Genomic DNA, 12,350 nt, shown 5'->3' on the forward strand with positions numbered 1-12,350 from the left:
CGTGCCGCGCAAAGCGACACGGCCTTTTTTATAGTACGGGGGAAACCAGCCGGGCAACGCGCATGGCCAGTTGCTGGAGACGGTGGGTGGCCTTGATGTCGGCTTCGGTGATCTCCCGGGCCAGGGCGAAGTCATCGAGCAACATGTTCTCCACCTGGCTGGCGAACCCTTGGTCGACGGTGAGCAGCATGACTTCAAAATTGAGGCGGAACGAACGGTTGTCCATATTGGCACTGCCGATGGCGCTGATTTCGTTGTCTACCAACACCACTTTTTGATGCACAAAGCCGGGCTGGTAACGGAAGATCCGCACGCCTGCGCGCACTGCTTCAAAGGCATACAGACTGGAAGCCGCGTAGACAATTTTGTGGTCTGGACGTGACGGTATCAGGATGCGGACATCGACCCCGCGTAGGACTGCGAGGCGCAATGCCGAGAACACCGCTTCATCAGGTACGAAGTAGGGCGTGGTTATCCACACCCGTTGGTTGGCTGCGTGAATGGCTTCGACAAAAAACAGCGAGCAGGTTTCGTAAGGATCTGCCGGGCCGCTGGCCAGGAACTGGCAGAGCACCCCACCGTCCGGATAACTCTGCGGCAGGATCAGGGGCGGTAATTTGCGTGCGGCCCAGAACCAGTCTTCGGCAAATGATTCCTGCAGGCAGGCCACCACCGGACCGCTGACTTCGACATGGGTATCGCGCCACGGCGATAACGGCGGTTTGGCCCCCAGGTATTCGTCGCCGACGTTATGCCCGCCAACGAACCCCGTCACACCATCCACCACCACCACTTTGCGATGGTTGCGGAAGTTTACCTGGAAGCGGCTGATCCATCCGCCACGGGTAGCGAAGGCATAGGTTTGTACACCGCCAGCGCGCAGGCTTTCGCCGTAACTTTTGGGCAAGGAGTGGCTACCAATGCTGTCGTAGAGCAAATAGACAGCAACCCCTTGGGCAGCCTTTTCCAACAGCAGAGCGTGCAACTTCATGCCGATGTCGTCGTCATGGACAATAAAAAACTGAACCAGTACGACCTGTTTCGCCTCGCGTATGGCCTTGAAAATCGCCTCGAACGTGGCGGTGCCATTTATCAGCAAACGCACGCTGTTGTTCGCCAGGCAGGGCATGCGGCCCAACTTGGGCATGGCCCGCAACGAGGTATAAGCTTTGGAACTGCGGGCTGCCAGTGCTTCCTCAACCCAGGGGCGCCAGTTGAGATCGGTGATGGCTTCACGCATTTCCTGATTGGCTTCGCGTCGGGCGCGAATGTAATCGTCGAACGTACTGCGGCCAAATATCAGATAGGGAATAAGTGTGAAGTAGGGGATGAAGAATAATGACATGGCCCAGGCAATCGAGCCCTGCGCCGTTCTCACAGTCAGTACGGCATGCACTGCGGCAATCAAGCCCAGGCTGTGGATTAATAAAATCAGGTATCCGAAAACGTGTGGGCCTAGATAATCCATGCGTATCCTTGCTCCTCAATGTCCGACGTTGTAACTACTAACAGACCATGTTCTGTTATGAATGTCCCTATTTAGTTGCGCGTGCAACGCCCTTCAGTTTTTGACGTCTAATGCGGACAATTCCGTAGGAGTTTCTTGATGAATGTTCGTCTGCTTGGGTTATTTATGGCCTGTGGTTTGTCGATCCCCGTAGCTGCACAGGCCCAGATGCTGCAACCGGGTCTGTGGGAACTTACCTCCAGCAACATGCAGGTAGATGGTCAGCAACTGCCTGACTTGCAGGTAATGCTAGGCCAATTACAGAACATGCTGACCCCGGAACAAAAAGCCCAATTGGAGAATCAGGGACTGACCATGGGAGGCAAGGGGGTTCGGGTTTGTCTCACGCCCGATCAGGTTAAATCGGATGAGATTCCACTGACCGATCCCAAGTCAGGATGTAATCAGCAGATCACTGAGCGTAGTGGAAATAAATGGAAGTTCCGCTTTAGTTGCCCAAAAGCCCAGGGTGCCGGGATAGCAACTTTCGTCAGCGATCGTGAATTCACTACCCAGGTCAATGGCACCTTCAACGCGACGGGCATCCAGCAAAAAGGCAGCATGGATACCCGCGCGGTCTGGCTCGGACAGAACTGTGGAACAGTCAAACCACGCGCTGATTAAAATTCGTTTTGCAGCGCTTTATAGCCGCGCACCAGATCTACGTTGGTGCGCGCTACATCCTCTGAAAACTCCGAGGCACTGACACTGACGGGAGAAAACTGGCTCAGGTCAGTGTTGGGTCCGATACGTGTCGTTGACGGCACATAAAAATTATCCGGCAGGTCGCGGCCATCGACGACCGAGTTATGCCGGACCACGCAACCATCCCCCAGCTCGCAATTGAACAGCACACTGTTGAAACCGATGAACACCCGGTCGCCAACACGGTATGGCCCGTGGACGATGGAGCGGTGGGCAATCGAAGTGTATTCACCAATGGTCACTGCCGCCCCGGACTTTGAATGTATGACTACGCCATCCTGAATATTGGAATTGGCGCCAATGCTGATGGGCTGCATACCGCCGTCATTGTCGACTTCGTCGGCGCGGATAACGGCATATGGCCCGACGAATACGTTCTCGCCAATCACCACCTTGCCGCAGATGATGGCGGTTCTGTCGACGTATGCGGACTCTGCAATTTGCGGTAAATCGCCGGACGGATTTTTGCGGATCATCAGACTCTCCAGTTCCAGCGGCTTTCAGCGACGGCATCATGGCTGTGCAGACTTTCGGCGTGAACCACTTTCAGCATGAAGCCTTTCACCCCGGGAGCTGTCTTCAGTGCCACATTCAAGCGCCGCGCGGCATCTTCACAAAACATTAAATTCTGCCCATTGGCCAGAGCGAAGGCTTGTTCATCTGCGCGCTTCACCGCAGTTTGTACCGCAGTCCCCAGCGCTCGTTCTGCCTCATCAATGATCATTTCGATCGGCAAAGACTGTAGCTCGGAGCTCAGGTTGAGCTGCAGGCAAGCGGTGCTTCTTTGGCTATGGGGTGTTGCGACTATGCCTTGTGAACTGCCAAGCCAGGTTAATACATCGGCGTGATGCAGCGGCTGGTTGGCAAAGTCACTGACGAATTGTTGCTGAATTAACTGCCGGGGGCCAATGCCGCCGAGCACGGGCAGGTGGATGAATAGGTCACCTCAATTTTTAGTTCCACGTGGAACATTCCGTTTTTCAGAGATGCATCGATGCTCACCGGGTAACTCTTCCAGCCGCTTAAAGGGCTGACCAGTGCCGGCCGCTTTAGCAGCAATTGGGTGTGAATTCTCAGGTAGGCACAGATCGATAAATCATTGTGACTGTCGAGAAATCGCTGCAAAATTGTTTTCAAAAGTAGAGGGTTCAGCTCCTGCGACTCTAGAACTTCTAGCGCGAGATAAAGGCGCGACATGTGGATCCCGCGAGCTTCTCCATCATCCAGGCTAACGCCTGCATCGGCTGTTGCGGTGTGTCGCTGAGCGTTAATCAGCACGGGCAATGCGATCCCGCACATGCCGACCCATTCGAGGGGTAGAGATTGTCGGGCGTTTTGCGAGGCGATGTCCGGAAGGGTCAGGGCGTTCATTAGGGCTTCCATCGAGTGAATGGCGAAACGTTACAAGATAACAATTCTAATGCTTTGTATTGTTATAATGTATCATTATCGATGATCGGAAACGGTCGGCCTTAAAGCGGGCGCTTTGACCTGCTAACCCTGGTGAGGAACTCCCATGTCAAAACGTTTGCCGGTGACTGTGCTGTCCGGATTTCTCGGAGCAGGAAAAAGTACCCTACTCAATTACATTTTGCGCAATCGCGACAACTTGCGCGTGGCCGTCATCGTCAATGACATGAGCGAAATCAATATTGATGGTGGTGAGGTTCAGCGCGATGTGAGCCTCAATCGGGCCGAAGAAAAACTGGTCGAAATGAGCAATGGCTGCATCTGTTGCACCCTGCGTGAAGACCTTCTTGAAGAAGTCAGCAAGTTAGCCAAAGAGGGGCGGTTTGATTATTTATTGATCGAATCAACCGGTATTTCGGAACCCCTGCCGGTGGCAGAAACTTTCACTTTTCGCGACGATTCAGGCCAAAGCCTGGCCGATATCGCTCGCCTGGACACCATGGTCACTGTGGTCGATGGCCTGAATTTTTTGCAGGATTACCAGGACTCGGAGAGCCTGGCATCCCGTGGAGAGACCCTGGGTGAAGACGATGAACGCTCAATAACCGATCTGCTAATAGAACAAATTGAGTTCGCAGACGTTATCTTGATCAGCAAAAGTGATCTCATCAGTAGCGCCGACCGCCTGGAATTAATCGCCATTCTTGAGCGCCTGAATGCCCAGGCCGAAATAATTCCGATGGTGATGGGTGAAGTCCCTCTGAAAAAAATCCTCAATACCGGCCGTTTTGACTTCGAGCGGGCAGCCCAGGCACCGGGCTGGTTACAAGAGTTACGCGGCGCGCATGTGCCGGAAACTGCGGAATACGGCATCGCTTCCACGGCTTATCGCGCGCGCCGGCCGTTTCACCCCGAGCGTTTTTTTAATTTTATTGATCGGCCCTGGACCAACGGCAAACTGCTGCGTTCAAAGGGCTTTTTCTGGCTGGCCAGCAAGTACCAGGAAGCAGGCAGTTGGTCCCAGGCCGGGGGCCTGATGCGCTATGGATTCGCCGGACGCTGGTGGCGTTTCGTGCCCCGCGATCAATGGCCAGAAGATGCACAAACCAGGGCTGAAATCCTGCAAAAGTGGTTGCCGGACACCGCAGACTGCCGTCAGGAGCTGGTGTTTATCGGTCAGCACATAGACTTTTTGCTGCTGACGGCGGAACTCGATGCCTGTTTGCTCTCGGATGCAGAAATGAGCTTGGGGGTCGAGGTGTGGAAGCAGCTGAACGATCCGTTTGGGCAATGGCACGAAGAGGTGGCCGGATGATGCAAACGCTCGCTCAAATTGCCCGCCCGGCGGTCGGTGACGTGCGGGGAACAAGCCCGGATGTGATGGCGAAAATTCTTCAGGATGACGTCAATATGACCATTTGGCAGCGTCAGTTGCCGGTCCAGATCACCGATTTTTCAGCTTTGTTACTTTCGCTGGATGAGCCTCTGGCGGACGCATTGGTGCTTGAAATGGCCGATGAAAAGGCCCGGCCGAACCTCAGCGGCCTTGCTTCAAGGTTCAACGATCTGGAGGGCTATGAGAGCTTTATTGCCGACATTTCCTGGCTCGTCAGTGCCTATGCCTGTTTGTTGGGCGCAAAACGCATTGGGCTGCGTCTGAGGGCTCTGGATAAAGCGATGTGCCCAAGATTTCATGTGGATCACGTGCCTGTACGACTTATTACCACTTACGCGGGGATAGGCAGCCAGTGGTTGAAGGAGGGCGTGATGGAGCGCTGTCAGCTAGGACACCCCCAGGCCGAACCACTGGACTGTTGGTTAATTGAGCAAATAAATACCGGCGAGGTGGCATTGCTCAAGGGCGAAAAATGGCAGGGCAATGAGGGGGCTGGCCTGATCCATCGTTCGCCGGCATTGGCTCCGGGAGAGCGGCGGCTGATTTTGACCCTCGATTGGCTGGCCTGAGGCATATTGTTTACTTCGATCAATACAGAAGCCGGCAAAAATGTTGCACAACATTCCCACCCACCTGATTGCCGGTCCCCTGGGGGCCGGCAAAACCAGTCTGCTCCAGCACCTGATGACGCAAAAGCCTGAACACGAACGCTGGGCTGTACTGGTCAATGAGTTCGGTCAAATTGGCCTGGACGCGGCTTTAATGAGCCAGCAGGACGGTGCTGTCGCCATTGCCGAAGTGGCGGGTGGCTGCGTGTGTTGCGTCAATGGCGCGCCGTTTCAGATCGGTTTGAGCCGTCTTTTACGCAAGGCTCGTCCCGATCGATTGTTTATTGAGCCTTCCGGTCTGGGGCATCCGGCCCAAATCATCAAGCAACTCAGCGAGGCTCCGTGGCTGGGGGTTTTGGCGTTGCAGCCCTGTGTCATGGTGCTGGATGCACAAGCACTGGCCCAGGGAAAACCCCTGCCTCAAACCCAGAAAACGGCCCTGGAAATCGCCGGTTTAGTGGTCATGAATAAATCTAATAGTGTGCAAAATGAGCAACGTGAGCGAATTGCATATGACCTGCCAAAGTGCCCGATTGTATGGACCGAACATGGCCGAATCCCTTTAAATACGCTGCCTGCAGCCAATATGAATGTTATTCATGCTGTGGATAACTCGTTGATTTATAAGGATATTAATCAAATTGGCAGGGTGTTTTCCAGTCCCGATACCCCGGTTGTAATGACCCGGCTTGACCCTGAAGGGTGGAGTGCGGGGTGGTGCTGGCATCCGTCCCGGCAATTTGATCTGGGGCGGTTGCAGCAGTGGCTGGAAAGTCTGGATTGGCGTCGCGCCAAGCTGGTTATCCATGGCTCTACGGGCTGGTTTTCAACAAATTCTGTGGATAACTGTGTTGCAGACTGGAAACCAAGTGAGTGGCGCAAGGATTCACGCATTGAACTGATTTTCGATCAGCCACAGGACGTGAATTCATTGCTGTTCGGGCTGAAAAACTGCATCGATTAGTCTTTTGCCCAGGCATGGCTGCCTGTTTGGGTCGAAAACAGGGCGTTTCGGGCACATTTTGTGCTGGTAAAGTTGTCCTACAATCTTCGGCGCGAGCATGAATTATTCCCGGCTAAAATCCGGATCAAGCGTCTATTTCGGGGGTTCAGGGCTGTTTTTTGAAAAGTTATCCACAGGCATTTTGCCTGCGATGTCTTGAAGGTATTGGCTAACGGCAGGAGCAGTTTTCGGCAGCTCTTGCGGGCGCTTCGTCAGCCATCCGGGGTCAGTGACGGGTCTTGCTGTGGTCCTGGCGCCATTGGCTGAGTTCAATCACCTGGGCGCTGGGGATCTCGCTCGGTTCAGGTTCAGTTTTGAACGGGTAGGGCGGCAGTTCGATTTTTGCGCTATGGGCACCGAATTGCGTGATGGTCCCGGTGTGGCGTTGCTCGCCGGTTACCGTGAATTCAAAGTTATACACGCGCGCCAGGCGCTTGCGGCCGTTGGCATCGGCTACCAGACCGATTTTTTTAAGCGCGACGTTCTCATCCAGTAAATCGATATCAAGGTTTTTGCAGTGTTGTTTGACCCGCTCCAGCGCCCGTTCGCGCAGGCCGTGGTTGTGCCACAGCCAGGCAGCGCCAGTTGCCAGCAGCATCAGCACAAACATATTTCCAAGGGTCAGCATTAAGTGCGCTCCAACAGATTAGGTTCAGCTTAACTGCGTCTTCAGCCTGTCGTACAGGCTGCATTTAGCCGCATACTGCGTGGCTTGAATCCACCCGTAGTCTGGAATCCGGCATGAAACGTACACCTCATTTACTCGCCATCCAATCCCACGTGGTTTTCGGCCATGCCGGCAACAGCGCTGCTGTATTTCCCATGCAGCGCGTCGGGGTGAACGTATGGCCTTTGAACACGGTGCAGTTCTCCAATCACACCCAGTATGGTCAGTGGACGGGGGAAGTGCTGGCTCCTGAACAAATTCCTGCACTGGTCGAGGGTATTGCGGCAATCGGTGAGTTGGGCAATTGCGATGCGGTCCTGTCCGGCTATCTGGGCAGTGCCGCGCAAGGGAGGGCGATCCTCAGTGGTGTGGCGCGCATTAAAGCGGTTAACCCGAATGCGCTGTACCTCTGCGACCCGGTAATGGGGCACCCTGAAAAGGGCTGCATCGTGCCCGAGGAAGTCAGTAGCTTCCTGCTCGAAGAAGCTGCCGCGATGGCGGATTTTTTATGTCCGAACCAGTTGGAGCTCGACAGCTTCTGCGGTCGTCATCCGCAATCACTGCTCGACTGTCTGGCGATGGCGCGCAGTTTGCTGGCACGCGGCCCGAAGGCCGTGCTGGTCAAGCACTTGTCATATCCCGGCAAGCCGGCAGAGAGCTTCGAGATGCTGCTGGTGACCGCTGAGGGTAACTGGCACTTGCGCCGCCCGTTGCTGGCCTTCCCGCGTCAGCCTGTGGGGGTTGGCGACCTGACGTCCGGATTGTTCCTGGCGCGAGTGCTGCTGGGCGACAGCCTGGTGGCTGCGTTTGAGTTCACGGCAGCGGCAGTGCATGAGGTGTTGCTCGAAACCCAGGCGTGCACCAGCTATGAGCTGCAACTGGTCAGGGCCCAGGACCGCATAGCCCATCCGCGCGTGCGGTTTGAAGCTGTGCCGATCAATCTGTAGGCACATCACAGATAATTTGTGGGAGCTGGCAAGCCAGCCCCCACCGCGTTCTGTAGCGCGTTATACCCCTTCGTGTTTCAACTCTCTGTAGCGCTGTTCCAGCTCCTGACGGATCTGGCGACGTTGCTTGCCCTGGATAAAACGGCGCCTGTCTTCGCTGTTCACCGGTTGCAACGGCGGTACGGCCGCGGGTTTGCGGTCGTCGTCCACGGCTACCATGGTGAAGAAACAGCTGTTGGTATGGCGCACTGAGCGTTCACGGATATTTTCGGTGACCACCTTGATCCCGACTTCCATCGAGGTGTTGCCGGTGTAGTTGACCGATGCGAGGAAGGTGACCAACTCGCCGACGTGGATCGGCTCGCGAAAAATCACCTGATCCACCGACAGGGTGACTACATAACGACCCGCATAGCGGCTGGCGCACGCGTAAGCGACTTCATCGAGGTACTTGAGCAGGGTTCCGCCGTGAACATTGCCAGAAAAGTTGGCCATATCCGGGGTCATCAGGACCGTCATCGACAGTTGGGCGTTTCCGGGTTCCATAGCAGCAGGCTCGCGGTAGTGTTGCAGCAGTGAAATGGGTATCTCTGTGGATACTTGTCGATTTTTGAAACAGTAAATAACGGGACGCTACGGTTTTGGCTGCCGTCACGCTTATGTCCATCTGTTTCCATATATTGCACTGCCTTTCAGCTCGAAGTCGCAGTGTTAACCTGCAAAAACCCGTCAATCGGGAAATTCCTACATTTAAAACGGTGATTTGCACAGCTTAAGTAGCTGCGTCTGTCGTCTTGTTGCCTGGTGATAATTAAACAAGGAGCGTCAAGCCATGCATGCCATCAGTTTTATTCAGGATTTGGCAGTCATCATGCTGGTTGCAGGCGTGGTGACCATCCTTTTCCACCGCTTCAAGCAGCCCGTAGTTCTGGGGTACATCGTTGCAGGTTTTATTATCGGGCCGCACACCCCGCCATTTGGTTTGATCCACGACGAAGAGACGATCCGGATCCTGGCCGAACTGGGCGTGATTTTTTTGATGTTTTGCCTGGGGCTGGAATTTAGCCTGCGCAAACTGTTCAAGGTGGGGGCCACGGCTTTTATCGCAGCGTTTATGGAAATAACGCTGATGATCTGGATCGGTTACGAAATTGGTCGCTGGTTTGACTGGAACACCATGGACTCGCTGTTTCTGGGGGCCATTCTGGCAATTTCCTCGACCACCATCATCGTTAAGGCGCTTAACGACCTGAAGATGAAAAATGAGCGCTTCGCGCAGCTTATTTTTGGCGTACTGATCGTTGAGGATATTTTAGGTATCGGGATTATCGCGCTGCTTTCCAGTATTGCGGTCAGCGGCAGCGTCAGCCCCGAAGAGGTGTTTTCGACCGTAGGCAAACTGTCGTTGTTTATGATCGTGGCCCTGGTCATCGGGATTTTGTTGGTGCCGCGAGTGCTGGCCTATGTCGCCAGGTTTGAAAGTAATGAGATGTTGCTGATCACTGTGCTCGGGCTGTGTTTTGGCTTCTGCCTGCTGGTGGTCAAGCTGGAATACAGCATGGTACTCGGGGCCTTCCTGATCGGCGCGATCATGGCCGAATCTCGTCAGTTGCTAAAAATCGAGCGCTTGATCGAACCCGTGCGTGATTTGTTCAGCGCCATCTTTTTCGTCGCCATAGGGCTGATGCTCGACCCGGCGATTCTTTTGGAATACGCACTGCCGATCGTGGTGATTACCATCGCGGTGGTACTGGGCAAGATGCTTTCTTGCGGCTTGGGCGCGTTTATCGCAGGTAACGACGGACGGACGTCATTGCGGGTCGGGATGGGGCTGTCGCAGATTGGGGAATTCTCTTTCATCATCGCGGCGCTGGGGATGACATTGCAGGTCACCAGCAGCTTCTTGTACCCCGTAGCGGTCGCTGTGTCGGTGCTCACTACCCTGATGACGCCTTACCTGATTCGCGCCGCAGATCCGCTCTCGCACAAGCTGGCGCAGGTCATGCCGAATCGCCTGTCCCGGGTTTTTGGGCTGTATGGCGAATGGCTGCGCAGTATTCAGCCACAGGGAGAGGGTGCGTTACTGGCGGCCATGATCCGGAAAATACTGCTTCAGGTGGGGGTGAATCTGGCTTTGGTCATTGCCATTTTCTTTGCTGGCGGATATTTCGCTCCGCGAATCGGGCGCTATCTACAGGGCTGGATTCTGGAGCCAAGCTGGCAAAAAGGCATGATCTGGGGGGCGGCCTTATTGCTCTCGCTGCCGTTTTTGATCGCGGCCTATCGCAAGCTTAAAGCGCTGTCGATGTTGCTGGCGGAGATGGGCGTCAAGCCTGAAATGGCCGGGCGGCACACCCAGCGCCTGCGTCGGGTGATCTCTGAAGTGATCCCGATTTTATCGTTGCTGGTGATTTTTCTGCTGTTGTCAGCACTGTCGGCGAGCATCTTGCCGACCAATGAATTGCTGATGGTGATTGCGGTAGTGGCGGCGGGGGTTGCAGCAGTATTGTGGCGCTGGTTTATCCGGATTCATACGCGCATGCAGGTGGCGCTGCTGGAAACTCTGGATAATCACAAGGAGGGGGGGCACTAGACAGTCGGTCTCTGCAGGAGCGAGCTTGCCTCGCGGTGCTGGCGACGCACTGAATTCAGTGCGGATGCCTTCGCGAGCAAGCCTGCTCCTGCAAAATAACCCGGGGCGGACAGCTATCAGCTTTCCAGCCAGACGTCCCGCGCCCAGTGCCAGACGGATTCCCACGTCTCTTCGGTAACCAGTTCTTCTTCGCCGGACCACAGCACCACGGTGCCGTCTTCCTCAACGCAGTAGTAGTCGTCACCGTCCTGACAAATCGGGATCAGGCTGCGATCTACACCGGCATCCCAAGCGGTCGCGGCTACATCAGGCAGATAGGTGTGGGACTGAGGATCGGTTACGGTGACCGGCTCCAGGCTGCCATACACCACGTCACTGACAGTCAGCAAAAACTCTCTGAATACGAACGGGATATCGATGAACAGTTGTTCTTCGATTTCCACCAATTGGTCTTCATCTGGCAGTTCCAGGGGCACTGGCACTGGCTCATTTTGTTCACGTAGTTGTTCGATGATCTCTTCCACGACCTCAATCCTCATGCTCTATGGCGCGGTTTATATGACGCGCTTTATACAGTAGCTCGTTATAAGTGCAATCGTGAAATGCAAAACCCCGGACAAGTCCGGGGTTTTGGTTACAGCGTGCAATGCCTGATGGATTAGCCGTTCTGGCGAATACCGGCAACCAGCCAAGGCTGGTTATCACCTTGCTGACGTTCCATGTTCCAGCTTTCGCTGAACGCTTCGCCCTGGTCAAAGCGCGAAGACTTCGACAGACCGCTGAAGGTCAGGGTCGCGATGGTTTTGTCAGCGCGATCATCCAGGCCGTCCAGTTGAACGGTCAGGTTGTCGATGTAGGTCGACTGGAAGCCGTCACCCAGATCCGCACGTTCACGCTTGAGGAAGTCGAGCATTTGCGGGGTTACGAACTCGGCAATCTTGTCCATTTCGTTGGCATCCCAGTGCTGTTGCAGGGATTGGAAATGGTTGCGCGCAGCTTCCAGGAAGTTCTGTTCGTTGAACCAGGCCGGAGCGTTGATCACCGGACGTGCTGCAGGTGCAGCCGAGCCGCCACCGAAGATCGAGGCTGCAGGCTTGGCATCGAACGCTTCGCGTTGCATTGGCGCGTGGCCAGCCGGGGCCATCATTTCAGACTGTTGCTTGCGGCGACGGGCGGCAATAAAGCGGAAGATCAGGAAGGCGATGACCGCCATGATCAGAATGTCGAAGAATTGCATGCCCTGGAAGCCGCCGCCCATGAACATGGAGGCCAGCAGGCCGCCAGCAGCGAGGCCGGCCAGAGGGCCGAGCCAGCGCGAAGCACCGCCGGCTTTGGCAGCTGCGCCCGCAGCAGCAGGGGCTGCGGCGGCTGGAGCGGCCTGACGCGTTTGATGGCTAGGGGCCGAACCAAAGCTCTTGCCGCCGCCGAAGCGTTTGGCGTTTGCGTCGAGACTCATCGTCAAACCGATGCACAGCGCCATGGCGATGCTAAGAAAACGTTTCATAAGGGGTTCC

The 12,350-nt window shown here is 55.2% G+C and carries 12 protein-coding genes and 1 pseudogene; 6 read left to right on the forward strand and 7 right to left on the reverse strand.

Annotated features, from left to right (window positions below; translation table 11 throughout):
- Window positions 1–28: 28 nt before the first annotated feature.
- Window positions 29–1,468, reverse strand: coding sequence for a cardiolipin synthase (cls, locus tag EQV90_RS18095; protein WP_127196936.1), 1,440 nt, complete (start codon window positions 1,466–1,468; stop codon window positions 29–31).
- 138 nt (window positions 1,469–1,606) lie between these two features.
- Between cls and EQV90_RS18100 the strand changes: the two genes are divergently transcribed.
- Entirely contained in the window at window positions 1,607–2,131 is a 525-nt protein-coding gene (locus tag EQV90_RS18100) for a DUF3617 domain-containing protein (protein WP_003438065.1), read from the forward strand.
- On the opposite strand, the gene EQV90_RS18105 is transcribed toward EQV90_RS18100, so the two are convergent.
- Window positions 2,128–2,688, reverse strand: a complete 561-nt coding sequence (locus EQV90_RS18105; protein ID WP_240878513.1) for a DapH/DapD/GlmU-related protein — start codon at window positions 2,686–2,688, stop codon at window positions 2,128–2,130. The genes EQV90_RS18100 and EQV90_RS18105 overlap by 4 nt on opposite strands.
- Window positions 2,688–3,583: pseudogene (gene folE2, locus EQV90_RS18110) on the reverse strand (GTP cyclohydrolase FolE2). Before folE2 ends, EQV90_RS18105 begins: the two are co-directional and overlap by 1 nt.
- Window positions 3,584–3,728: 145 nt before the next feature.
- Between folE2 and zigA the strand changes: the two are divergent.
- The 3 genes from zigA to EQV90_RS18125 are packed head-to-tail and all read left to right on the forward strand — an operon-like array spanning window position 3,729 to window position 6,590.
- Window positions 3,729–4,937: a zinc metallochaperone GTPase ZigA gene (gene zigA, locus EQV90_RS18115; protein WP_003438071.1), complete on the forward strand. Its 1,209-nt coding sequence runs from the start codon at window positions 3,729–3,731 to the stop codon at window positions 4,935–4,937.
- The gene (locus EQV90_RS18120) at window positions 4,934–5,587 is read left to right on the forward strand and encodes a DUF1826 domain-containing protein (RefSeq protein WP_240878514.1); all 654 of its coding nucleotides are present in this window, start codon (window positions 4,934–4,936) and stop codon (window positions 5,585–5,587) included. The genes zigA and EQV90_RS18120 overlap by 4 nt, the downstream gene beginning before the upstream one ends.
- A 40-nt stretch (window positions 5,588–5,627) precedes the next feature.
- Window positions 5,628–6,590 (forward strand): GTP-binding protein, encoded by a 963-nt coding sequence (locus EQV90_RS18125; RefSeq protein WP_240878515.1) that lies wholly within the window; start codon window positions 5,628–5,630, stop codon window positions 6,588–6,590.
- 265 nt (window positions 6,591–6,855) lie between these two features.
- On the opposite strand, the gene EQV90_RS18130 is transcribed toward EQV90_RS18125, so the two are convergent.
- Complete coding sequence (locus EQV90_RS18130) at window positions 6,856–7,257, reverse strand: DUF3301 domain-containing protein (protein ID WP_003438076.1); 402 nt, start codon at window positions 7,255–7,257, stop codon at window positions 6,856–6,858.
- Window positions 7,258–7,370: 113 nt separating this feature from the next.
- Here EQV90_RS18130 and pdxY point away from each other — a divergent pair, with 113 nt between their 5' ends.
- Complete coding sequence (gene pdxY / locus EQV90_RS18135; protein WP_003438078.1) at window positions 7,371–8,243, forward strand: pyridoxal kinase PdxY; 873 nt, start codon at window positions 7,371–7,373, stop codon at window positions 8,241–8,243.
- 60 nt (window positions 8,244–8,303) lie between these two features.
- On the opposite strand, the gene EQV90_RS18140 is transcribed toward pdxY, so the two are convergent.
- Window positions 8,304–8,789, reverse strand: coding sequence for an acyl-CoA thioesterase (locus tag EQV90_RS18140; protein ID WP_003438079.1), 486 nt, complete (start codon window positions 8,787–8,789; stop codon window positions 8,304–8,306).
- A 286-nt stretch (window positions 8,790–9,075) separates the two neighbouring features.
- Here EQV90_RS18140 and EQV90_RS18145 point away from each other — a divergent pair, with 286 nt between their 5' ends.
- The gene (locus tag EQV90_RS18145) at window positions 9,076–10,836 is read left to right on the forward strand and encodes a cation:proton antiporter (RefSeq protein ID WP_003438081.1); all 1,761 of its coding nucleotides are present in this window, start codon (window positions 9,076–9,078) and stop codon (window positions 10,834–10,836) included.
- 116 nt (window positions 10,837–10,952) lie between these two features.
- On the opposite strand, the gene EQV90_RS18150 is transcribed toward EQV90_RS18145, so the two are convergent.
- The gene (locus tag EQV90_RS18150) at window positions 10,953–11,360 is read right to left on the reverse strand and encodes an SMI1/KNR4 family protein (protein ID WP_003438083.1); all 408 of its coding nucleotides are present in this window, start codon (window positions 11,358–11,360) and stop codon (window positions 10,953–10,955) included.
- Between the two features lie 134 nt (window positions 11,361–11,494).
- Window positions 11,495–12,340, reverse strand: coding sequence for a Tim44 domain-containing protein (locus tag EQV90_RS18155; RefSeq protein ID WP_127196930.1), 846 nt, complete (start codon window positions 12,338–12,340; stop codon window positions 11,495–11,497).
- Window positions 12,341–12,350 lie beyond the last annotated feature (10 nt).

The organism is Pseudomonas sp. TMW22089, from assembly GCF_022496645.1.
Lineage (GTDB): Bacteria > Pseudomonadota > Gammaproteobacteria > Pseudomonadales > Pseudomonadaceae > Aquipseudomonas > Aquipseudomonas paraversuta.

What these genes read in the sequence shown, in the direction of transcription:
- EQV90_RS18125 (WP_240878515.1), top strand. Translation starts at nt 5,628, where the DNA reads ATGTTGCACAACATTCCCACCCACCTGATTGCCGGTCCCCTGGGGGCC.
- cls (WP_127196936.1), bottom strand. Translation starts at nt 1,468, where the DNA reads ATGGATTATCTAGGCCCACACGTTTTCGGATACCTGATTTTATTAATC.
- EQV90_RS18140 (WP_003438079.1), bottom strand. Translation starts at nt 8,789, where the DNA reads ATGGAACCCGGAAACGCCCAACTGTCGATGACGGTCCTGATGACCCCG.
- EQV90_RS18105 (WP_240878513.1), bottom strand. Translation starts at nt 2,688, where the DNA reads ATGATCCGCAAAAATCCGTCCGGCGATTTACCGCAAATTGCAGAGTCC.
- EQV90_RS18145 (WP_003438081.1), top strand. Translation starts at nt 9,076, where the DNA reads ATGCATGCCATCAGTTTTATTCAGGATTTGGCAGTCATCATGCTGGTT.
- EQV90_RS18100 (WP_003438065.1), top strand. Translation starts at nt 1,607, where the DNA reads ATGAATGTTCGTCTGCTTGGGTTATTTATGGCCTGTGGTTTGTCGATC.
- pdxY (WP_003438078.1), top strand. Translation starts at nt 7,371, where the DNA reads ATGAAACGTACACCTCATTTACTCGCCATCCAATCCCACGTGGTTTTC.
- EQV90_RS18130 (WP_003438076.1), bottom strand. Translation starts at nt 7,257, where the DNA reads ATGCTGACCCTTGGAAATATGTTTGTGCTGATGCTGCTGGCAACTGGC.
- EQV90_RS18120 (WP_240878514.1), top strand. Translation starts at nt 4,934, where the DNA reads ATGATGCAAACGCTCGCTCAAATTGCCCGCCCGGCGGTCGGTGACGTG.
- EQV90_RS18155 (WP_127196930.1), bottom strand. Translation starts at nt 12,340, where the DNA reads ATGAAACGTTTTCTTAGCATCGCCATGGCGCTGTGCATCGGTTTGACG.
- zigA (WP_003438071.1), top strand. Translation starts at nt 3,729, where the DNA reads ATGTCAAAACGTTTGCCGGTGACTGTGCTGTCCGGATTTCTCGGAGCA.